Genomic DNA, 22,557 nt, shown 5'->3' on the forward strand with positions numbered 1-22,557 from the left:
CACAGGCGGTGCGCGTTCGTGCACCGCCCTATCCCTTACCGATCGGCTACAGCCATCGGAATTTCACGCAGTAATTTCCGCCGAAGAGCCGCGGCATAGTCCTCATACCCTGCCGCAATTTCCACAAAAGCGCCCTGCCCTGAAATGACGTGCTCGACGTAGTAGGCCAGCACCTCGGGCTCTGCCCCCTCGATCACCAGCGCATTCACGGTGACACCTTGCATCACCTGCATCTCGCGCGCGACATGGGGGCGAAAGCCGTTATTGTGTTTGCCGTCCCCTGACACATCTATGACGCGCCGACGGCAATCGGGCCCATAGTCGAACATCAACGCTCCGAACGCGACCGCCGGGCCTATGCCGGTTCCACCCGTTGCACTTCGAGGGGCCGCCAGAACCTCGGCAGCGATCGATTTCAACCCTGCCACCCCTTTGACCAGACGCCAGGCCGAAATCTGCGTCTGCTGGCGCGAGTCTGACCACTCATACACCATCAGGGCCACGCCACCGGGTTGGGCCGAAATCGCCGTTACAACGTCAGGGTCCAGCAACGCAGCGGCGACGCCATCGCGTTGCAACTGATGTTCGGCCTCATCGACGCTGCCCGACACATCCAACGCAAAAGCCAATGCCAATTCACACGCGCGCGCCGCGCCGATGGGAGCGGTCCACATTAGTAGAACAAGGACGAGTGTAGCCTTCATAGGCCCGACTTGGCCCCAGAACGGCGCGGCCTGTCAACAAAGACCGGTTCACCCTGTCGAGAACACATCCCTCCCCGGAACCGCGCGCTTGGGTTATTCCGCAGCCTCGGCCGCTGCGTCCAGTTCAGCCGCTTTCTTTTCGACCTGTTCAACGATGTGGTCGATCATCTGATCGTTGGACATCTTGTGGCTTGCCTTGCCCGCCAGATAGACCATACCTGAGCCCGCACCGCCGCCGGTAAAGCCAACATCGGTCATCAGCGCCTCACCGGGGCCATTCACGACGCAGCCGATGATCGACAGGCTCATCGGCGTCTTGATATGCTCCAGTCGCTGCTCTAGCGCTTCGACCGTCTTAATCACGTCAAAGCCCTGCCGCGCGCAGGACGGGCATGAGATGATGTTCACACCGCGATGGCGCAGGCCCAGTGATTTCAGGATCTCATAGCCCACCTTGACCTCTTCCACCGGGTCCGCGGACAGGCTGACGCGGATCGTGTCACCGATCCCCATCCACAGCAGATTGCCCAACCCAATGGCGGATTTGATGGTGCCGCTGACCAGCCCTCCGGCCTCGGTGATACCCAAATGGATGGGGGCATCTGTGGCCTCGGCAATGCCCTGATAGGCCGCAGCCGACAGGAACACGTCGCTGGCCTTCACGCTGATCTTGAAGTTGTGAAAGTCGTTGTCTTCCAGAATGCGGATATGTTCGAGCCCGCTTTCGACCATCGCCTCGGGGCATGGCTCGCCGTATTTCTCAAGCAGGTGCTTTTCCAGCGACCCCGCATTGACGCCGATCCGGATCGAGCAATTGTGGTCGCGGGCGGCCTTGATCACCTCCTGCACCCGCTTTTCGTCGCCGATATTGCCCGGATTGATCCGCAGGCAGGCAGCGCCTGCCTCAGCAGCCTCGATGCCGCGTTTATAGTGGAAATGGATATCGGCCACGATCGGTACAGGGCTTTCGCGCACGATCTCTTTCAGCGCCTTAGACGACGCCTCATCCGGGACCGAGACCCGCACAATATCCGCTCCCGCCTCGGCTGCGGCCTGCACCTGTGCTACCGTCCCGGCCACATCCGTGGTGAGCGTGTTGGTCATCGTCTGAACTGCAATCGGCGCATCGCCCCCGATGGCAACGTCGCCAACCATGATCTGACGGGATTTGCGGCGATATATGTTTCGCCACGGGCGCACGTGATTGAGGGACATGAAGGTTGGGTCCAAGACAGCCAGAGTTGCGCATTTAGATAGTTCTCTTAACCCGCCATCGCAATGGCTAGATCATTCAGACGCGGCAACGGGTTCCTGTGCCTGAAGCTCGGCAACCAAGCGCTTGAGCGCGCTGTTCTGCTCGGCCTCAAGATCGGCGACCGTGTAGTTTTCCGCCACGGCATCCTTGGACAAGACTACGCCTTTAGCCACGGTACCCGGCGCACCGACCGGGCCGAAATGTTTACCGTTCATCGAGAAATAGACCGACCCCGACGCGCCTGCGCGCAGTTGCGGTGGTTCTTCGGTCAACGGAACCTCGAACGTGTTGCCTTGCTCGACCGTGCCCAGCGTGCCTTCGAAGATGACGCTGCCATCTGCGGCTGTCACGCGCATCCAGGACGGATTGACCGCGACGATCTTGAGCGTGGTGTCCAATTGCTCGACCACTTGTGGCAGCACCGGGCGTTCAACAGTATGCACCTCGGCCACTTCAATCTGAGGCGGCTCGGGCGGCAGGAAAGTCCCGACCGTACGCGGATCAAGGGTCGAGATCGGAGCGTCACGCGCGACCAGAACCGGTACATCCAGCGCCTGTGGGCGATACAGACGATCCAGCGCCTCGACGCTGGGTGGTTCGATCTCAGCCGTGGTTTCAGTCGATATTGTTGCGCGGGCAACATCCAGAGGATCAAGATCGGACAAAACGACCGGCGCCTGTTCAACCGGGCTGACCTGAACCTGCTGTATTCTGTTCAGCACCGACCAGCCGCCATAGCCGATCCCGCAGATCACAGCAAGCAACACCAGCGATGAGCCGATGGCACGTGGGTCGATCTGGCTGACCAGCGGTTCTTTTCCCGGAATATAGGGTGTATTGGGCGACATGAACGGATCATGACCCATCGGGCCACGGGCCGGCAGCCCGCCTATAGGCTTGCGCACTACCGACGCTTGCGCAGACATGCCATGGGCCACTTCGAACCCACTTTCCTTGCAGAAGGCGGCAAAGGTTTCATCCGGGTTCATCCCCAGATAGCGTGCATAAGACCGCACATACCCGGCGATAAAGCCGGGTGTGTCAAAAGCGTCGGGGTTCGCTTCTTCAATCGCTGCGATGTAGGTGGCTTTGATCCGCAGTTCGCGTTGAACATCCAGAAGAGACTTGCCCATCGTCGCGCGTTCGCCGCGCATCATGTCGCCAAGTCGGACCTCATAATCGTCATAGCCTTTCGGCCGGACGTCACTGTCCTCATCCGATCCGCGCTGAGATCTGCGCCCAATCATTCCTGCTGCCCCATTCTGCCTACGCGTGTTTCACGCCAGAGCCGAATCATGCCTACCGATTCGTCTGCTACTTTTGTTAGCTTAAGCCTAACACGCTATGAACGCGTTGCACACTTTGGCGTGAGGTTAACCGGCGAGTTCGGCGCGATTTAGCGCACAATGTGACCAAAGTTCGTCCATCGCCTGCACCAGAGCGTTCATTTCATCCGGCCCGTGAACCGGCGATGGAGTGAACCGCAAACGCTCGGTTCCGCGCGGAACGGTCGGGAAATTGATCGGCTGCACGTAGATTCCATAGTCGTCCAGCAGCATATCGCTGAGCTTTTTCGTATGAACCGGATTGCCAACGATCACCGGCACAATATGGCTGCCATGGTCGATCAGCGGCAGGCCCAACCCTTTCAGTCGCAGCTTCAGGATTTTCGCCTGTGTTTGGTGCAGCTCACGCAGTTCCGGGGCAGTCTTCAGATAGGCAACCGAGGCCGCCGCACCCGCAGCAACGGCAGGCGGCAGCGACGTGGTAAAGATGAAGCCCGGCGCATAAGAGCGCACAGCGTCACACATTTTCTCGCTTGCCGCGATATAGCCACCCATCACACCAAAGGCTTTGGCCAGCGTTCCGTTGATGATGTCGATCCGATGCGCCAGACGATCCCGCTCGGTCACACCGCCACCGCGGGGGCCGTACATGCCAACCGCATGAACCTCATCAATGTAGGTCAGAGCACCAAATTCATCTGCCAGATCGCAAATTTCTTCGATCGGGCCGAAATCTCCATCCATCGAATAGACGGATTCAAACGCGATCAGCTTGGGAGCGGCCGGATCGTCAGCCTCCAGCAGTTCGCGCAGATGAGCGACGTCGTTATGACGGAAGATCCGCTTGGCGCCACCGTTGCGGCGCACGCCTTCGATCATCGAAGCGTGATTCAGCGCATCCGAATAGATAATCAGACCAGGAAACAGTTTGGGCAGCGTGCTCAGCGTTGCGTCATTGGCAATATAGGCCGAGGTGAAGAGCAACGCCGCCTCTTTGCCATGCAGATCAGCCAGTTCAGCCTCAAGCTGCTTGTGGTAAACCGTCGTGCCCGAGATGTTGCGCGTGCCACCCGAACCGGCCCCTGCCGAATCCACAGCTTCGTGCATCGCGTTCAGGACAACCGGGTTCTGGCCCATGCCCAAGTAGTCATTGCCGCACCAGACGGTGATGTTCTGTGTGGACCCGTCCGGGCGCGTGTGTACCGCATGCGGGAAATGGCCGTTACGACGTTCGATGTCGATGAAGGTCCGGTAGCGTCCTTCGTCGTGCAGCCTGGCAATCGCGGTATCGAGCTGAGCAGTATAGTCCACCGGTTTCTCCTTAAAAGCCCGGCCAATCCGCATTGACCGAACATCTTCCCCGACCCCGTTTTCATCCGACGCCGATATGGTCCCAAGTGATCGCACCATATAAGTGAGTCTGGGAATGCTTATTTGATTTGCATCAAATATCGCCTCACATCCTACCCGACAAGTAAACTTACGTCCAAGAAACGCGAGGAAACGACGCAGGGGGCGGTCGCATGCGTCAGTTATTGCGCCTTTTTTGACAGCAAACGGACTGGACGGCAAGGATCGCCCTGTTAGGGTGCCGCCAGAAATCCTTTTGGCCGGAGTCCCCCTCATGACGCTTGACGCAGTTCTCACCCGCATCGACGCCGATCTGCAAACCTCAATCGACCGGTTGATGGAATTGTTGCGCATCCCTTCGATTTCGACTGACCCGGCTTTTGACGCTCAAGTCAGCCAAGCTGCGGACTGGCTGGTGGCCGACCTGAAAACCATCGGCATTCAGGCAGAAAAGCGCGAAACCACGGGCCACCCGATGGTCGTTGGGCATATCGGAGAAGATAACGACGCGCCGCATGTACTGTTTTACGGGCACTATGATGTGCAGCCAGTGGACCCGCTGAACCTGTGGAACCGCGACCCGTTCGACCCGGCCATCGAAGACACCGACAACGGCCCTGTCATCCGGGGGCGGGGATCCTCGGACGATAAGGGGCAGTTGATGACTTTTGTCGAGGCCTGCCGCGCCTGGAAAGCCGTTCACGGCACCCTGCCTTGCCGCATTACTTTTTTCTTCGAAGGCGAAGAGGAATCCGGTTCGCCCTCACTTGTGCCCTTCCTGCGCGAAAACGCGGCCGAGTTGAAAGCCGATCTGGCCCTGGTTTGCGATACCTCGATGGTGTCGCGTGGGGTGCCCTCAATCGCGTCTCAGCTGCGCGGGATGCTCAAGGACGAATTCACCATCGTCGGCCCCCGGATCGACCTGCACTCGGGCCACTACGGGGGACCGGGTCTGAACCCGTTGCGAGAATTGTCGAAGATTGTTGCCTCTTTCTATGATGACGAAACCGGTCGGGTTGCAGTCGACGGCTTTTATGATGGCGTCCACGAGGTTCCCGCTGACCAGTTGCGCCAATGGCAAGACTGCGGTTTCGACGAAGCTGACTATCTGAACTCCGTCGGCTATTCGCAACCGCATGGCGAAAAGGGCTATTCCACCCTTGAACAACAATGGGCGCGCCCGACACTCGAGGTCAACGGGCTTTGGGGCGGGTACAACGGTGCGGGGTCCAAAACGGTGATCCCCTCGCGCGCCCATTGCAAGATCACCTGCCGCCTTGTTGGCGATATGGACCCTGACGATCTGCGCAACAAAATCCGCAAACATGTGGAGGATCGCCTTTCGGCAGATGCAACGGTTGAATGGGATAACGACCTTGAAGGCGCCCCGGCATCGGTGATGAACCTGGATCGCCCCGAATTCGAGGCCGCACGCGGCGCGCTATCGGACGAATGGGGGCGCGAGGCTGTCTTCACCGGCATGGGAGGATCAATCCCGGTCGTCGGATATTTCAGCACCGAATTGGGGCTGGATTCCATGCTGGTCGGTTTTGCCAATGACGACGATGCGATTCATTCGCCGAACGAGAAATACGACGTAAAGAGCTTCCACAAAGGCATCCGGTCCTGGGCCCGTATCCTGCACGCACTGAGCAACTAGGGGCTAAGCGAGGCTCTGCCTCGCGCTCCGGGATATTTAAGGCCAGATGAATGAAGGATTCCCGCTTCATCTGGCTAAAAATATCCCGGGGGAGTCGCGGCTTGCCGCGGCGGGGGCAGAGCCCCCCTTCACTTACATGTGGATCACGCGCCCATAGGCATCCAATACACTTTCATGCATCATCTCAGACAAGGTTGGATGCGGGAAAACTGTGTTCATCAGATCTTCTTCCGTGGTCTCCAATTGACGACCGACTACATAGCCCTGAATCATTTCCGTCACTTCCGCGCCAACCATGTGCGCACCCAGCAATTCGCCAGTTTTGGCATCAAAGATCGTTTTGATCATCCCCTCAGGCTCACCCAAGGCAATAGCCTTGCCGTTGCCGATGAAGGGGAAGCGGCCGACTTTGATGTCATAACCCAGTTCTTTGGCCTTGGCTTCTGTATACCCGACCGAGGCGACCTGCGGCTGACAATAGGTGCAACCCGCAATGCTCTCGGGCTTGACCGGGTGTGCGTGTTTACCTGCGATCAGTTCGGCGACCATCACGCCTTCATGACTTGCTTTATGCGCCAGCCAGGGCGCGCCGGCGATGTCCCCGATTGCATATAGCCCCTCGACACCGGTCCGGCAGAACTCATCTGTGACCACGTGGGTACGGTCGATTTTCACCCCTAAGGCCTCGAGCCCTAGATTCTCGACATTACCGACAATGCCAACCGCTGAGATTACCGTATCGAAATCGTGCTTTTCGACCTTGCCCTTCACCTCGATATGCGCGGTGACTTTGCCTTTGCCGCGATCAAGCTGCTTGACCATCGCTTTTTCCATGATGGTCATGCCCTGCTTGGTGAAGGCTTTTTTGGCAAAGGCGCTGATCTCAGCGTCCTCGACCGGCAGAACCCGATCCATCACCTCGACCACGGTCGTGTCCGCGCCCAGTGTATTGTAGAAGCTGGCAAATTCGATCCCAATTGCGCCTGACCCGATCACCAACAGCTTTTTAGGCATCCGGGGAGGTTGAAGTGCATGTTTGTAGGTCCAGACCAGATCGCCATCCGCCTCAAGACCGGGCAACTCGCGCGCTCGCGCGCCCGTCGCTAGCACGATGTTCTTGGCCGTCATGTCCTCGGTCCCTTTTTCGGTTTTGACCGAGACCTTGCCCTTGGCCGGGATCGTTGCCTCGCCCATCACAACGGTCACTTTGTTCTTTTTCAGCAGATGACCAATGCCGCCTGACAATTGCGCCGCGACCCCGCGCGACCTTTTAACCACCGCATCCAGATCATACCCGATCTTGTCGGCCTTCAGACCAAAATCCTTGGCGCGTTCCATAAGGTGAAACACTTCTGAAGATCGCAGCAGCGCCTTTGTTGGAATACAGCCCCAGTTCAGGCAGATACCGCCCAGGTGCTCACGCTCGACAACGGCCGTTTTCAGACCGAGCTGCGCTGCACGAATTGCTGCTACATACCCGCCGGGCCCGGCGCCGATTACGATCAGATCAAAAGAGTGTGCTGCCATTGTTCCCTCTCGGCGCAGGTCGTTTCAGAGATTAGTTTACCATTAAACTAACTTTCTAAATGCATCAACAATATCGTCCCGCGGCAAAAGCGACGCAGGGTCAGCGCACAAGATACACGCTGTTTTCAGCCTATACCGCGCAAGGCACAATGGCTAGAACATAGACGTCGGGTCCGCCCGGCACTCATTGATTGTATTGTATTGGAAGTTTCGACCATGGCCAGAACGCTGACAGACCTGTTGCTTGCCCTATTGAACGCGACCCTGATCCTGGTGGCCCTGTGCCTGTTTCTGGGGTGGAAGCTCGCCTCGACCGTTGACGATTTAACGACGACTCTCACGGAAAAGTTTCAAATCGTTGCTCCGCTGAAAGAAGAGGTGAAGGGCGTGCGTGGCGAATTGACCGCCCTGCGCAGTGAATTGTCGTCACTACAATCGGCGGCGGTTATCGCAGACAGCGCCGTCGCAGCACAGATATCGACGGCCATGGCCAAGCTTGAACAGCTTGAAACCAAGCTGCAAACGTCACAGGCGCGTATCGCCGATCTCACTGAATTGCCGGACCACTTAATCAATACCGCCATAAACACGACGGCCGACGCAATCGCCGACCGCGTGATTGCCATTCGTGGCTGTGTGCCTTCGTCTTAGGTCGCGGCCTGCAATTCACGGACCGTTGCACCGTAGCCACCCATGTCCACATAGGCGGCTTCGGGCGCGGTCATGGGGCGCGACAAAGCCTCGTTCCGATAGGGGAAGCGACCGAACTGGCGGATCACTTCACGATGGGCCCGCGCGTGCAGCAGATTGCTGGAGTCCGAATTGATGTTCTGACACATCAATCGCACGCAGCGTTCCTGATCGCACAAGTTTTCCGAATGCATCATCGGTAGATAAAAGAATTGCCGTGCGGGTTCGTCGATCTTGAGGTCCCAACCCTTGTCCACCGCGCATTTCGCAGCCGTCAGAGCGGCGCGGTCCGATGCAAAGGCTTTAGCACTGCCTCGGAACATATTGCGTGGGAATTGATCCATCAGGATGATGTAAGCCAATGATCCGCTGGGATAGGTCAGCCATAGCGAGAATTTGCCCTCGCACGCCTGTTCCCATGTGGTCAGGAATTTTTTGCGGATTTCGGCATCAAGCGCCTCATCCTGCTCATACCACCCTTTGGGACCAACTTCATCCAACCAAAAACTCAGTACGTCTTCAGGCCCTGCCATTGCCCAATACTCCGTCTGTTCGCCTCCCCAGGGACGTAACGTCATTTAAGGGCGTTTTACAGATTTATGACAGTAACATATTGCAACATTTGCGCAATAATTCCGTGTTTTAGGCAACATCTTGCGTATCCTGATCGGCCTCGGCGGCTTCGATGGCCACTTCCTGCGCGACCTCGAACGCCACCGGAGAGGCGGTTGGATACAGCGGCGACATAGTGCCTGTCTCATCCACCGGAATAGCGGCGCGCTGTGTCATGCGGTACATGGCGTATCCGGCCAGTGCCACCAGCAGGGCGGCAATGATCAGGAAGAAGCCCGGAGGCCCAAAGATTGCGTCGCCCATCAGCCAACCGGTGATCAGCGGACCCGCGATTGCCCCCATACCGTTGATAAACACCAAACCGCCCGAAGCCGCTGCCATATCTTCATTGTCCAGAAAGTCATTCGCATGGGCAATCAGTAGCGAATAGAGCGGGTTCGACATGCCACCAATCACAAAGGCCGAGGCGAGCAGGATCGGAAAGACCGTCCCAAACAGCATGGCCGTAACTGCGCCCCCCGCCCCGGTCAGAGCCACGAGCATGATCAGGAAGCGCCGGTCCATCCGATCTGAAAACCAACCCAGCGGATATTGCAGCAGCACGGCGCCCACGTAGAACGCGGCGACGAAGGTCGATATCTCGACCAGTGTCAGCCCGGCCCGTGCGCCGTAAACTGCCGCCATGCCGAACTGAGCCGAGAACACACCCCCCAGAAGGAACATGCCGATACAGCCCAGAGGTGAATTGCCCATCAACTCGCGCAGGGTCATTGGTTTGGTGCTGTCAAAAGCGGGCGTCGGAGAGATCGACAGCAAGATCGGAGCAAATGATACGGACACCAGGATCGAGGCGATGACAAAGGTTTCATAGCCTGACGGATCACCAATCAGAACCAGCCCCTGTGCAGCGATAATCCCCGTCATCTGCACAATCATGTAAAGTGACAGCGCTTGTCCTCGGTTCTCGTTATTGGCCGCATTGTTGAGCCAGCTTTCAGCGGTGACGTAAACGCCGGAAAAGCAGAACCCGATCACCATACGACCCAAAATCCATGCGATTTCATTGGTCAACAGCGGATACATGATCATCACCGCTGAAATGAAAGAGGCCAGCGCCGCAAAGACCCTTACATGGCCCACGCGGCGGATCATCTCGGGGGCAAGACGTGAGCCGCCCAGAAAACCCAGGAAATAGGCGGACATGACAAAGGACATCTCGAGGGTTGAAAACCCTTCGATCTCACCCCGCACGCCCAGAATTGTACCCTGCAGGCCGTTGCCAACCATAAGCAGGCCCATACCAAGAAGAAGCGCCCACGCGCTGGAAAGGACCTGAATCATTGGGGCCTCCGAGTTGAAGCGGTTTGACAGTTTTGATCAGTTTCAGATGAAAAGCGGCTTGGGTCGTGCTTGTCTACGACATTACCATGTTTTGATCCCGACACGCGACTTATTCCGGGATCAAAAGCGATGCATCGCCGTATGAGAAGAACCGATATTTCTGTTCAATTGCATGAGCATAAACATCGTGAATCCTGTCCTGCCCCATCAGTGCCGAGACCAGCATCAGCAAAGTGGATTTCGGCAGGTGGAAGTTTGTCATTAGCGCATCGGTGACGTGGAACTGGAAGCCGGGATAGATGAAAATGTCGGTCTCGCCTTCCCACGGCGCGATTTCTCCGCTGCGCGCGGCGCTCTCGATCAGGCGCAAGGCGGTGGTACCCACCGGGATCACGCGGCCTCCGGCAGCCTTGGTGGCGCGTATCTGCTGCGCGGCCTCTTCGCTGACACGACCCCATTCGGCGTGCATCTTGTGGGTTGTCACATCCTCGACCTTGACCGGCAGGAAGGTGCCCGCGCCGACATGCAAAGTGACATGGCTGAACTCCACGCCACGCGCTTCAAGGGCCTGCATCAGCGCGGTGTCGAAGTGCAGTGATGCGGTCGGGGCTGCGACCGCGCCAGAATTACGCGCCCAGATGGTCTGGTAATCAGTCTTGTCCTGCTCATCCGCCGGGCGCTTGGCGGCGATATAGGGCGGCAAAGGCATCGCCCCGGCCTGTTCAAGCGCGGCATCAAAATCCTCACCCGTCAGGTTGAACCGCAGATAGGCCTGCCTCTCTTCGACCCGGTCCAGCGTCGCGCTGAGGTCGTCCGAGAACCGGATATCCTCGCCCGGTTTGACCTTTTTCAACGGTTTGATCAGCGCGGTCCACGTGCCATCCGCCTGCGGCTCTAACAAGGTGGCCTCGATCGCGGCCGAGACCGGCCCCTGCGCGCTGTCGCGGTGGCGGCGACCATTCAGACGGGCGGGAATGACGCGGGTGTCGTTCAGGACAAGGCGATCCCCGGCCCGCAACCAGCCGGGAAGATCGAACACATGCGCATCCGAAATGGCATTGCCGTGCGCAACCAGCAAACGCGCCGACGACCGAGGGGTCGCGGGCCGCGTGGCAATCAGGTCTTCGGGTAGATGGAAATCAAAATCGCTGAGTTTCATGCGGGCGCATTACAAGGCCCCGCTGGATTCAGCAACAACCCAATTTAGCGGTCCTCGCCGCGGGTCCCAGAGGCTGCTTTCGTGTTGTCCGACTTGACCGGCTGAGAATTCGGCCCGTCCGTCACTTTTGGCGGTGGTGGTCTAAGCAAATTACGCAAGAACAAAGGCGCAAGGCCCGACAAAGGGTTGACCGCAACCTTGGGCGCGGTGAGCGGACCGGTCAGGGAATAGTTGAACCCGATGACCCCTTCACCCTTTTTGGTCAACAGGCTGCCCACCGCGTTGACCAGGTATATTGGTGAAATCGCGCCGCGCAGGTTCAGCAGCCCATTCGCAAGGTCGACTGTTCCATCGAAGGACAGCCCCATTGAAGGACCAACCGCGCTGCCGCTGAGGACCTTGATCTCGGTCGGTGTGATGCGCATTCGGCTTTCAATTGTCGCAAAAAAGATCCCCTGCCCGGCCATTTCGTCAATCAACCCGACCAGGCTGATTGCGTTCAGCAGGGCCGCCATGGCAGGCGCATCGGTGATCCGCGTGTTCGAGATTTTCAAGTTGGCGTCATAGTCACTGCCGTTGCCGACCGGCTCCAGCGTCATGGTCAGTGTGCCGCCCCGCGCCTGTGTGATTACCCCGGCAGCGCGAAGCGCCTCGCCTGCATCATCCGAGATCAACTCGACCGCGCTGCGTGCACCGCGTGGAGTGATCGTCCCGCGTACCGGGGCACTGCCGTTGATCCGCGCAGTGAAGCCGCCCGTGACACCGCCCGTGGTACGGAAATCGCCCTTGAAACCAGTCAGTGCTATACTTTCCGTCACTTGCAACCGATCCAGAACCACATCCAGATTCGGCCCGTTCCCGGTCCCCCCGCTGCCGCTGCTACCGCCGCCAAAGGTGGCGCCACCCAGATTGACCACCCCGCCTTGCACCCGAATATCAGGCACCGAGGCGCCACGGCTGACCAACTCGGCCGGGACGGCAAGCCAATTGCCCAAATCGAACGAGCTGAACTCGACCTTGTCGAATTCACCATCGTCGCGGAATGAGATCGACGCGGTGCTGCGCAGCCCTGCCGCATCCAGTTTCAGCGAATTGACCCTCAGTTGATCGCCCAACGTCGCGTCGAGCGTCATTCTTCCCTGGGCTTGCCGCCCCTTGCGCCAACCCAACTCAGGGATCGACAGCGCGACACCGACCAGATCCGAAGTCGCCGTCAGCGCGATCGGTTCACCCGCCCCAATTCCCAGATTGATATCGGCTGTACCCTGCCCGGTCAGCATCCCCTGAGGCAGGCCCGCCTTCAACTCGGTCATTAGTCGCGGGGACAGTTCAATCTCGCCCGACAGCTGACTGCGTTGCGGCTCGGTGCCACCGATGGGTTGGCGCCATGTTGCTTGCAAGGGCACGTCGCCAAACAGACCGTAGCCGCCAATTTCGACAGCAGCTTGATCGCCCGACAATGTCAGTCGATCGGCACTGATCGTGAAACCAGGAACCAGCCGGTCGCTTTTTACATTGTCGATGTCACCGGTGAAATGAAACTCGGTATCTTCGAATTTCAGCCCTTTTATCAACGGCAGGGACAGCGTGCCCGACAGGCTGACATCACCCGCTGCTAAATCAACGGGCAAATTGGCCTTGCTTAGCAATTCAAGCGGCGGCAGGTCCAGAAGCGACAGCGCAGCAGTCGCCTTGCCCTTGGCTTTGATCCGGGCAATCGCAGGCGAGTCCTTTTTGATCGACGTATCGGGGATGATGAAGGACGTCCCCGACGCATCTACTGCGCCCCCTTCGGGGGCCATCACCACCCCACTTTCGGCCGAGGCGGTGAAGCGGTTTTCCAGAAGGCTTACCCGGCCTTGTGCGTCCTGAACGGGCGGCAGGGTCTTGGCAAATTTGATCTTCGCGTTGTCGAACCCGAAACCCAGATAGAGATCAGGTTTGGTTTCGGGACGGACCCGAAGCGAGAATTCGATGTCCGCGAAATCACCCTCATACAGGTTTTCAGACACCCATAGGCGGGGTTTGGGGGCCAAAATCTCGGGCCAGTAGTTCAAAAGCCGGTCCGAGGTCATCGTATCCAGATGCGCATCCAGAGACGCGACCCACCCGTCGGGTCGCCCAAGTAAGCGCCCCGAGGCCCGCAATGTGTGATCGGCATCCGTCAGGGTCAGTTGTCCCAAACGCAATTCGAACGGCAAAAGTTTCATCTGGAAGTCCAGCTCGGCCCGCGCGGATTCCAACGATTCCGGGAACAGGCCGCCGGGATAGATGTCGATGCTGTTGAGCTGCAACTGAGCGGTCAGGCTTTCCAACGCACCGTCTTCGATGCCTTGCAGAAACGCCTTGCCCTCGGCCTGAATGGCTCCAAGGTCCGAGACCACGGACGCCTCGTTAAAATCTAGCACCTGCTGGCTTGGGTCATAGGTGAAATACGTCCGGGCAGACTCGAAGCGAATGGGTTTTGTCTCGGGCGTAGGCTGAACGGCCCCTGCGCCAAGGTTCAGGGTGGCAAACAGCGGGCCCAGCGCGGCTTGATCGTCGATGCTGCCCCGCAAGGACCCTGAAATCGGCGCTTTGAGCACTTGCAGCCAGGCTAGTGCAAGGCTTTGCCCAGCAATATCCTCGGAAGGTAAATCGGTGATCGAAAATCCGAAACTTGCCTGAGGACTACCCAGAAGACTGGTATAATTGGCCTCGATCGAGCTGGCATAGTCCCGCCCGGTCAGAACCGAAAAGCCGGTGGCAAGGCGCATTTCGTCACCTTCGCGTGTGACGGTAATGTGGCCGCCATCGAAAACCCAGGCCCTACCCAGTCGCAAATCCTGGTAGTCCAGCGTCAGCGATTGCAACTCGACCGACCGCAGACCCGACAGGATTGGCGACAGAAACACATCATCCGATTCCTCGATCAGTTCAGCTAGCGTCGGGGCCTGCTGCATCGGAGAGCTGCCGGACCCGACCGTCAGCGACAACGCCCCGTCCTTGTTGCGCGTCAGGGCTATCTGGGCATCTTGCAGGATGATGCGACGCGGGCGGATCTGGCCACGCAACAGGCCGCGCATAGACAGGCGCGTCCGCAAGTCGCCGACCTGCGCGATCTGCTGACCCGCCGCGTCACTGATCGTCACGTCACGTAACCTTAGCCGTGGAAGCCATTGTTCATTCACGAAAAACGTCGCATCACCGAACCGAACTTTCAGCCCGCCCAGCGTCTGATCCAGCCGTTTTTCAGCCTGCGTGCGCATCCATTGGGGCGCGTGTAACTGGTGACCGATCAGAAAGAACCAACCGGCGACAGCCAGCGCGCCAAGCATCAACGTAAAGCCAAGGGTCACATAGGCAACCAGCCGACGGCGCGACCTGCGACGCCGGGGTGTCTTGCTCTGGTCTGCACTTTTATCGTCGTGCTGCACCAAATTGCTATCCACGCCTTTCAACCCGCTCGCACCGCCCTATGATCACGGGCAGCACTTAAAAACCTTTAGCGGAGTTTCCAATGCCCGACGTTACAGACATCGCCCCTGATTTCACTTTGCCTCGCGACGGCGGTGGCGAGGTCACGTTGTCAGACCTGCGCGGCGGTGCCGTCGTTTTGTTCTTTTACCCCCGCGATGATACGCCGGGCTGCACCAAGGAATCCATCGGTTTCTCGGAACAACTTCAGGCCTTTGCGGATGCGGGCGCTCACGTTTTCGGCATTTCGCGCGACAGCGTGGCCAAGCACGACAAATTCGTCGCCAAACACAGCCTGACCACGCCACTTTTGTCCGACGAAAGCTCGACCGTTTGTGAGGATTATGGCGTGTGGGTTGAAAAGAACATGTATGGGCGCAAGTCGATGGGGATCGAACGATCCACTTTTTTGATCGACGCCGAGGGCAAGGTCGCCAAGGTCTGGCGCAAGGTCAAAGTACCCGGCCATGTGGATGAGGTGCTTGAGGCCGTCCGCGACCTCTGACCCCTTTTCTTGCGGTCGCCATCCGGTCTATGACGCAGTCCGATCAAGCGGAGAAAAACGGTGTCCAAAACCCTGACCCAGATGGCGACCGAAGTTCTGACGACCGCGGATGGACACGCAAAAACCGCGCTGTCCAAACGCTATGCCGCCGAATGGTTCGCCGCCCGCGGCGGGGATGCGCCCGCGATTGAAATCGGCACGGCGTCTCCGCCTTTGTCCCCCGCGCGCCCAGATAAGCCCGAGCTTCTGTCCCCGCGCGAGGTGCCCAAGCGCAAACCCGGCACCGAGGCAGGCCGGATCGCATTGTTGCATGCGGTTGCCCATATCGAACTGAACGCAGTGGATCTTCATTGGGACATCATCGCACGTTTCGGGCATGTCCCCATGCCCATCGGATTCTATGACGACTGGGTGAAATGCGCCGAAGAAGAATCGCGCCATTTCGAGATGGTCTGTGATTGTTTGGAACGCATGGGCAGCCACTATGGTGCCCTGCCTGCCCATGCCGGGATGTGGCGCGCCGCTGAAGACACCGCCGAGGACCTGATGGGCCGTCTGGCCGTCGTCCCCATGGTGCTCGAGGCGCGCGGGCTGGATGTCACACCGGGCATGATCGGCATCTTCCGCAAAGCTAAGGATGAGCACGCCATTGCCGCACTCGAGGTGATCTATGCCGAAGAGGTAGGACATGTGGCCTATGGCTCGAAATGGTTCCATTTCCTTTGCGGGCGCGAGAATGCCGACCCCAAGGATGTGTTCCACTCCTTGGTGCGGCGCTACTTCCACGGTGTGCTGAAACCACCCTTCAACGAAGAAAAACGCGCTGAGGCCGGATTGCCCCCCGATTTCTACTGGCCCCTGACCGAGGACCTACCTGCGCCCGGTCAAGCGCGTTAAACCTACACAAGTTGACGTTATCGGCAACTTCCCGCCTAAAATGGGCGGGAAAAAACCGGTTCGTTGTGTGAACTGGTTAACAAACTTGCCCAAATCGCACGTCCCCTCTATGCAGTTGGCCCAAGGGACGGAGACAACTCACAACCGGTCCCGAATTGGGGATGGACAGAGGGAAGACGCGTGCGAACACGTCTGGCAATTAAACTACATTCACTGCTCGAGCGGCACCTACCAGAACGCCGGGTATTTCTGAAATCCGACAATGATACACGGTTCATCCGTCTCAGCTCCGAGACGCAGGTGGCAGCTGTTGCTGGGGTCGCGCTGATCGTCGGCTGGACCGCCGTGGCAACCGCGATCCTGTTGATGGACAGTATCGGATCGGGCAATTTCCGCGATCAGGCGAAACGGGATCAGGCGACCTACCAAGAACGTCTAAACGTCCTGTCAGCGGAACGTGACATGCGCGCCGCCGAGGCGTTGTTGGCGCAGGACCGGTTCAACGCGGCGCTTCAGCAAATTTCGGCCATGCAATCCGAATTGCTAGCTTCGGAAAACCGCAGTCGCGAACTGGAAACGGGCATTGAGGTCATTCAGACCACCCTGCGCGCGACGATGAAACAGCGCGAAGACGCGCGTCTGGAACTAGCTCAGCTCAAGCAGGAAGGCGGCGCGGACGAGGCCTATATGGCCAGCGCAAGCGACCCCGCCCAGATGGATTTCATGACCCAAGCGCTGGCCCGTACGGCGCTGGAACGGGACCAGATCGCAGCTGATGCCAAGGATGCGCTGGAAGAACGTGACGATCTTGAGCTGGAAATCCGGCTCATGCAGGAACGCAGTGACGAGATTTTCCGTCAACTGGAAGAGGCAATGGTCATCTCGGTCGAACCGCTCGACAAGATGTTCCGTCAGGCAGGAATGCCCACAGACCGCATCATCGAAGAAGTGCGGCGTGGTTACAGCGGCATGGGTGGCCCCCTGACCCCCATATCCTTCAGCACGCGCGGTGAGGAACTGACCCCCGACGAAATCCGCGCCAACACTCTGCTACAGCAGATGGACCAGCTAAACCTGTACCGTATCGCTGCCGAGAAGGCGCCGTTTGCCAGCCCCGTGAACGCCGTTGTGCGTTACACCAGTGGCTTCGGCACCCGCCGGGACCCCAAAACCGGTGGCCGGCGCATGCACAACGGTGCAGACTTCGCTGGTGCGCACGGGACGGATATCTTTGCGACCGCCGATGGTGTGGTCACCCATGCTGGCTGGCAGTCCGGGTTCGGACGGCTGGTGAAAATCAAGCACGCCTTCGGAATTGAGACACTTTACGCTCATAACACCAAGATACGTGTAAAGGTTGGTCAAAGGGTCTCGCGCGGGGATCATATTGCTGATATGGGTAGCACCGGACGGTCGACCGGCACGCATCTTCACTATGAGGTGCGCGTGAACGGAAAACCTGTTAACCCAATGACTTACATTAAGGCTGCGAGAAATGTTTTCTAAGAGCAAAATCAACGAGCCCGCATCCAATGCGTCCGAGGCGGCAAAGCCTGCGGCTCCGGCCACACCGGCGGCACCTGCCCCGTCTGAAACCAAGGCCAGCACTGCACCCAAGCCCAAGCCTCCGGCGTCGGTTCTGTCTGCGGACCTACACATCACCGGCAACCTGAAAACCTCGGGCGATATCCAGGTCGAAGGCACGGTCGAAGGCGACATCCGCGCCCATCTGCTGACTATTGGCGAAACCGCCACCATCAAGGGCGAAGTGACCGCCGATGACGTGGTGATCAATGGCCGTATCGTAGGCCGGGTACGTGGTCTGAAAGTCCGTCTGACGTCGACCGCACGGGTCGAAGGCGACATCATTCACAAGACCATCGCTATCGAAAGCGGCGCGCATTTCGAAGGTTCGGTGCAGCGTCAGGACGACCCGCTGAACCCCGGTCGCGGCGGCAAAGGCGGCGCGAACCCGGCTGCTGAAGTCAAGCAGTAAAGCTGACACGAAATCAATTCTATCAACGCCGCGGGGAGACCTGCGGCGTTTTTGGTTTCACGCCGCCATTTTCGCTTGTAGTCTTTGCAAATGTTGATTTTTTTCTCGGTTCTTTTGCTGATCGCTGGCTTCTTCGCCTATCGTCATTGGTCCAAAATCCAAGCACGCAATGCGCTTTTGGCAGCTCCTCTGACCAAGCATCAGCGTCGGATCATCGACGCACAGGTTCCGCTGTTGCGCCGCCTGCCCGTCGGTCTGCGGGACAAGCTGGATGGCAAAATCAACCTATTCCTGGATCAGGTACAATTCCACGGCTGCGACGGACTGGACGTCACCGAGGAGATGAAGCTAGCCATTGCTGCGCAGGCCTCTTTGCTGCTGGTCAACCGTGACATCTGGTACGACAACCTGACCACCATTCTGATCTATCCCAACGCCTTCAAGTCGCGTCAGCGCAGGCAAGACGGCTATGTGATCAGCGAGAAAGAGATCGTGCGCACCGGCGAAAGCTGGGATCGCGGCCCGGTCATCCTGTCGTGGCGCCACAGCCAGCAAGGCGCGTTGGACGATCGCGACGGGCAAAACGTCGTGTTGCACGAATTCGCGCATCAGGTCGATGATCTGTCCGGCGGCACCAACGGCGTCCCGATCCTGAGCGACGGGCAGAGTTTCGCAGAATGGGAACGGGTTTTTCTGACCGCCTATGACACCCATGTTCACGCCGTGGAACATGGCCGCCCCACGGTCATCGACCCCTATGGCGCCACCGGACACGAGGAATTCTTTGCCGTCTCTGTCGAGGTCTTTTTCGAGCGGCCCAAAGCCCTGAAAGCCGACGCGCCCGAGGTCTACGACCAGCTTTCAAAGCTGTTCCAACTGAACCCGGCAGACTGGGAATGACCTAAACATTTAACAAAAATGAATTTTTGAATTACGCTAAGCCCATTGATTTTCGGAGGGCTTTTCATGTCATCAAAACTTCTGGCCGAGTTTTTCGGCACGTTCTGGCTGGTGCTGGGCGGGTGCGGCAGTGCGGTATTGGCAGCCGGAGTGGCCGATGTGGGTATCGGCTGGCTAGGCGTTTCATTCGCCTTTGGTCTGACGGTACTGACCATGGCTTATGCGGTCGGTCACATCTCGGGCGGGCATTTCAATCCGGCGGTCAGCCTTGGTCTGATGATCGGCGGACGGTTCGATGCCAAGGATCTGATTCCCTACTGGATCGCGCAGGTGATAGGCGCGGTCGCAGCAGCAGCTGTGTTGTATCTGATCGTAAGCGGCGCACCAGGGTTTGAAGGCGCAGGCGGGTTTGCCTCGAACGGGTATGGAGAGGCCTCACCGGAAGGCTATTCGATGCTATCCGCGCTGGTGATCGAGATCGTGATGACCGCGTTCTTTCTGATCATCATCCTTGGAGCGACATCGAATTTTGCACCCGAAGGCTTTGCGCCGATCGCCATTGGCCTGGGCCTGACGCTGATCCACCTGATCTCGATCCCCGTGACGAATACATCGGTAAACCCAGCGCGCTCGACCGGCGTTGCCCTCTTTGCAGACGGTCCTGCGATGGCGCAGCTTTGGCTGTTCTGGGTTGCACCCCTGATCGGGGCCGCAATCGGGGCACTGATCTGGAAAGCAATGGGCGACGACTGAAGCAAAAAGCCCCGATGCAATGCATCGGGGCTTTTACTATTATTCCGTGACGGTGACTTTTTTCATCACATCCGGCTGGCCGATCACCGCGCCGTTGGGTCCGTCGCCGCGCTTGATCGAATCCACCACGTCCATACCGCCGGTCACTTGACCGACAACCGTATACTGACCGTTCAGGAACGGACCGGGCGCAAACATGATAAAGAACTGCGAGTTGGCGCTGTTGGGATCCTGCGCCCGCGCCATGCCTACTACACCCCGGTCGTAATTGAAGTCCGAGAACTCAGCAGGCAGATCCGGGCGATCCGACCCGCCGGTGCCCGCCCGACGCAGATCACTGCCCAGACGTCCATGCTCTACATCCCCGGTCTGCGCCATGAAGCCTTCGATCACGCGGTGAAAGACCACCCCGTCATACTTACCTTCGGCAGCCAGAGTGCTGATCTGTTCCACATGTTTCGGGGCCAGATCGTCAAACAGATCAACGGTCACGGTGCCATTGGCACCCTCACCCTCGATCTCAATCTCAAGGCCTGTGGCAAGCGCAGGGCTAGCCAGCAAGGCAAATGCAGCGGCCAGCTTATACATCGGCGGCCACCTTGACGCTGATCATGCGGTCAGGGCTCATCGGCGGTTCACCACGAGTGATGGCATCGACATGCTCCATCCCTTCGATGACACGACCGTAGACGGTGTATTGGCCGTTCAGGAAGTGATTGTCCTTGAAGTTGATGAAGAACTGCGAATTGGCCGAATCCGGATTCTGCGAGCGTGCCGCGCCCAGCGTGCCCCGGTCGTGTGGCAGTTTCGAGAACTCTGCCGGAACGTTCGGCAGCGACGAGCCGCCTGTACCCGCCATACGGATGTTGAACCCGTCTTCCATGTCGCCGTGCTGCACATCGCCGGTCTGCGCCATGAAGCCGTCGATCACACGGTGGAAGGCCACGTTGTCATACTCGCCACCACGGGCCAGTTCTTTCATCCGGGCCGAGTGCTGAGGGGCCACGTCAGGCAGCAGTTCGATGACGACATTGCCGTCTTTCAGCTCGATGATGATGGTGTTTTCGGGATCCTTGATCTCGGCCATGTGGCCCTCCTGTCGTTTATCTTGCGCAAATACCTATGCGGCATGGGCGTGAATGCCAAGTGACGCATTGACCTGAGGGCAAAATGCAGGAAAAGAACCGCCTAAATCGGTTGTAACGACAAGGACAGAGTGATGGGCTGGAAAACACTGGACGATATGGACCTGAACGGCAAACGCGTGCTGGTGCGCGTCGATATCAACGTGCCGGTCGTTGACGGTGTTGTGACCGACGCCACCCGCATTCAGCGCATCGTGCCCACCGTGCGCGATATCCTTGCGGCAGGCGGCAAACCGATCCTGCTAGCGCATTTCGGCCGCCCGGGTGGCGAGCGACGTGAGAACCTGTCGCTGAAACAGCTGATCCCCACCCTGACCACTGCCTTTGGCGCAGATGTGCTGTTTGCCGCCGATTGCGTCGGCACCGAGGCCGAGCTGGCTGCAGAGCAGCTGCAGCCCGGCCAGGTTCTGTTGCTGGAAAACACCCGCTTCCACGCTGCTGAAACCAAGAATGACGCTGATCTGGCCGCTGGAATGGCCAAACTCGGCGAAGTCTATTGCAATGACGCTTTCTCGGCCGCGCACCGCGCGCACAGTTCGACCGAGGCCGTTGCCCGCCTTCTGCCCGCCTGCGCCGGTCGCCTGATGCAAGCCGAGCTCGAGGCCCTTGAGGGCGCTCTGGGCGCGCCAAAACGCCCGGTGACGGCGGTTGTGGGCGGAGCCAAAGTGTCCACCAAGCTGGAGCTGCTGGGCAATCTGATCGAAAAAGTGGACTATCTGATCATCGGCGGCGGAATGGCCAACACTTTCCTCGTTGCCAAAGGCCTGAATGTCGGCAAGTCGCTGGCGGAAACCGCCATGAAGGACACCGCAGCCGAAATCATGGCCAAAGCGGAAAACTCGGGCTGCAAGATCGTTCTGCCAACGGATATCGTTGTGGCCGACAAGTTCGAGGCAGGTGCCCCACATCAGGTTCTGCCCGTGGATCAATGCACCGATGACGGCATGATCCTAGACGCCGGCCCTGACAGTTTTACCGCAATTTCCCAGATCTTCGCAGAAAGCAAAACGCTGATTTGGAACGGCCCGCTGGGCGCATTTGAGATCGAGCCCTTTGACGCTGCCACCAACGCCGCAGCCTTGAAAGCCGCCGCCTTGACCCGCTCGGGCCAGTTGGTGTCCGTCGCCGGCGGCGGCGACACGGTTGCGGCGCTGAACGCATCCGGCGCGGCCAAAGATTTCTCGTATATCTCGACCGCAGGCGGCGCGTTTTTGGAGTGGATGGAAGGCAAGACCCTGCCGGGCGTCGCCGCGCTAGAGTAATAAAATTCACGGCCCCTGACACTTTTTTGCGAATCAGGGGATTCACAACCCGAATCACCTGTGACATAGTGCTTTCAGAGGTCCGAAAAGGGCCCGTT

At 58.7% G+C, this 22,557-nt stretch carries 20 protein-coding genes; 9 read left to right on the top strand and 11 right to left on the bottom strand.

Annotated features, from left to right (window positions below; genetic code table 11):
- Nucleotides 1-35: 35 nt before the first annotated feature.
- The 4 genes from ACR0DB_RS01145 to hemA all read right to left on the bottom strand — a co-directional run bounded on the left by ACR0DB_RS01145 (nucleotide 36) and on the right by hemA (nucleotide 4,556).
- Nucleotides 36-704 (bottom strand): DUF1194 domain-containing protein, encoded by a 669-nt coding sequence (locus tag ACR0DB_RS01145; protein WP_170782592.1) that lies wholly within the window; start codon nucleotides 702-704, stop codon nucleotides 36-38.
- A 93-nt stretch (nucleotides 705-797) separates the two neighbouring features.
- Nucleotides 798-1,919, bottom strand: coding sequence for a flavodoxin-dependent (E)-4-hydroxy-3-methylbut-2-enyl-diphosphate synthase (ispG, locus tag ACR0DB_RS01150; RefSeq protein ID WP_480548324.1), 1,122 nt, complete (start codon nucleotides 1,917-1,919; stop codon nucleotides 798-800).
- Nucleotides 1,920-1,991: 72 nt separating this feature from the next.
- The gene (locus ACR0DB_RS01155; RefSeq protein WP_480548326.1) at nucleotides 1,992-3,206 is read right to left on the bottom strand and encodes a helix-turn-helix domain-containing protein; all 1,215 of its coding nucleotides are present in this window, start codon (nucleotides 3,204-3,206) and stop codon (nucleotides 1,992-1,994) included.
- A 126-nt stretch (nucleotides 3,207-3,332) separates the two neighbouring features.
- Entirely contained in the window at nucleotides 3,333-4,556 is a 1,224-nt protein-coding gene (gene hemA, locus ACR0DB_RS01160; protein WP_170782595.1) for a 5-aminolevulinate synthase, read from the bottom strand.
- A 313-nt stretch (nucleotides 4,557-4,869) separates the two neighbouring features.
- On the opposite strand from hemA, the gene ACR0DB_RS01165 reads away from it, so the two are divergent.
- On the top strand, nucleotides 4,870-6,255 hold the full coding sequence (locus ACR0DB_RS01165; RefSeq protein WP_170782596.1) for a dipeptidase: 1,386 nt from the start codon (nucleotides 4,870-4,872) through the stop codon (nucleotides 6,253-6,255).
- 132 nt (nucleotides 6,256-6,387) lie between these two features.
- Here the strand turns inward: ACR0DB_RS01165 and lpdA are convergent, their stop codons facing one another.
- Nucleotides 6,388-7,782, bottom strand: coding sequence for a dihydrolipoyl dehydrogenase (lpdA, locus tag ACR0DB_RS01170; protein WP_480548328.1), 1,395 nt, complete (start codon nucleotides 7,780-7,782; stop codon nucleotides 6,388-6,390).
- Between the two features lie 216 nt (nucleotides 7,783-7,998).
- On the opposite strand from lpdA, the gene ACR0DB_RS01175 reads away from it, so the two are divergent.
- Nucleotides 7,999-8,433, top strand: coding sequence for a hypothetical protein (locus ACR0DB_RS01175; protein ID WP_480548330.1), 435 nt, complete (start codon nucleotides 7,999-8,001; stop codon nucleotides 8,431-8,433).
- Here ACR0DB_RS01175 and ACR0DB_RS01180 read toward each other — a convergent pair.
- The 4 genes from ACR0DB_RS01180 to ACR0DB_RS01195 form a co-directional block, all read right to left on the bottom strand.
- On the bottom strand, nucleotides 8,430-9,005 hold the full coding sequence (locus ACR0DB_RS01180) for a DUF924 family protein (protein WP_480548332.1): 576 nt from the start codon (nucleotides 9,003-9,005) through the stop codon (nucleotides 8,430-8,432). The two genes, ACR0DB_RS01175 and ACR0DB_RS01180, sit on opposite strands and share 4 nt — an antisense overlap.
- 109 nt (nucleotides 9,006-9,114) lie before the next feature.
- Entirely contained in the window at nucleotides 9,115-10,386 is a 1,272-nt protein-coding gene (locus tag ACR0DB_RS01185; protein WP_170788778.1) for an MFS transporter, read from the bottom strand.
- A 109-nt stretch (nucleotides 10,387-10,495) separates the two neighbouring features.
- Complete coding sequence (gene queA / locus ACR0DB_RS01190; RefSeq protein ID WP_480548334.1) at nucleotides 10,496-11,545, bottom strand: tRNA preQ1(34) S-adenosylmethionine ribosyltransferase-isomerase QueA; 1,050 nt, start codon at nucleotides 11,543-11,545, stop codon at nucleotides 10,496-10,498.
- 44 nt (nucleotides 11,546-11,589) lie between these two features.
- Nucleotides 11,590-14,961, bottom strand: a complete 3,372-nt coding sequence (locus ACR0DB_RS01195) for a YhdP family protein (protein ID WP_480548336.1) — start codon at nucleotides 14,959-14,961, stop codon at nucleotides 11,590-11,592.
- An 83-nt stretch (nucleotides 14,962-15,044) separates the two neighbouring features.
- Here ACR0DB_RS01195 and ACR0DB_RS01200 point away from each other — a divergent pair, with 83 nt between their 5' ends.
- The 6 genes from ACR0DB_RS01200 to aqpZ all read left to right on the top strand — a co-directional run bounded on the left by ACR0DB_RS01200 (nucleotide 15,045) and on the right by aqpZ (nucleotide 20,052).
- Nucleotides 15,045-15,506 carry a peroxiredoxin gene (locus ACR0DB_RS01200; protein WP_170782603.1) on the top strand — a complete coding sequence of 154 codons (462 nt, stop codon included), beginning with the start codon at nucleotides 15,045-15,047 and terminating at the stop codon, nucleotides 15,504-15,506.
- A gap of 81 nt (nucleotides 15,507-15,587) precedes the next feature.
- A complete protein-coding gene (locus tag ACR0DB_RS01205) occupies nucleotides 15,588-16,403 on the top strand; it encodes a ferritin-like domain-containing protein (RefSeq protein ID WP_480549082.1) in 816 nt (271 codons plus the stop codon).
- A 180-nt stretch (nucleotides 16,404-16,583) separates the two neighbouring features.
- Nucleotides 16,584-17,909, top strand: a complete 1,326-nt coding sequence (locus ACR0DB_RS01210) for a DUF5930 domain-containing protein (RefSeq protein WP_480548338.1) — start codon at nucleotides 16,584-16,586, stop codon at nucleotides 17,907-17,909.
- Nucleotides 17,899-18,399: a bactofilin family protein gene (locus ACR0DB_RS01215; RefSeq protein ID WP_170770566.1), complete on the top strand. Its 501-nt coding sequence runs from the start codon at nucleotides 17,899-17,901 to the stop codon at nucleotides 18,397-18,399. Before ACR0DB_RS01210 ends, ACR0DB_RS01215 begins: the two co-directional genes overlap by 11 nt.
- 90 nt (nucleotides 18,400-18,489) lie before the next feature.
- Complete coding sequence (locus ACR0DB_RS01220) at nucleotides 18,490-19,299, top strand: M90 family metallopeptidase (protein ID WP_170770564.1); 810 nt, start codon at nucleotides 18,490-18,492, stop codon at nucleotides 19,297-19,299.
- Nucleotides 19,300-19,365: 66 nt separating this feature from the next.
- Nucleotides 19,366-20,052, top strand: coding sequence for an aquaporin Z (aqpZ, locus tag ACR0DB_RS01225; protein WP_170770562.1), 687 nt, complete (start codon nucleotides 19,366-19,368; stop codon nucleotides 20,050-20,052).
- A 39-nt stretch (nucleotides 20,053-20,091) separates the two neighbouring features.
- Here the strand turns inward: aqpZ and ACR0DB_RS01230 are convergent, their stop codons facing one another.
- Nucleotides 20,092-20,640 carry a peptidylprolyl isomerase gene (locus ACR0DB_RS01230; RefSeq protein WP_170770560.1) on the bottom strand — a complete coding sequence of 183 codons (549 nt, stop codon included), beginning with the start codon at nucleotides 20,638-20,640 and terminating at the stop codon, nucleotides 20,092-20,094.
- A complete protein-coding gene (locus tag ACR0DB_RS01235) occupies nucleotides 20,633-21,139 on the bottom strand; it encodes a peptidylprolyl isomerase (protein WP_170770558.1) in 507 nt (168 codons plus the stop codon). The genes ACR0DB_RS01230 and ACR0DB_RS01235 overlap by 8 nt, the downstream gene beginning before the upstream one ends.
- Before the next feature lie 132 nt (nucleotides 21,140-21,271).
- On the opposite strand from ACR0DB_RS01235, the gene ACR0DB_RS01240 reads away from it, so the two are divergent.
- Entirely contained in the window at nucleotides 21,272-22,459 is a 1,188-nt protein-coding gene (locus ACR0DB_RS01240) for a phosphoglycerate kinase (protein WP_480548340.1), read from the top strand.
- The last annotated feature ends 98 nt before the right edge of the window (nucleotides 22,460-22,557 follow it).

The organism is Ruegeria sp. AB6, assembly GCF_056542685.1.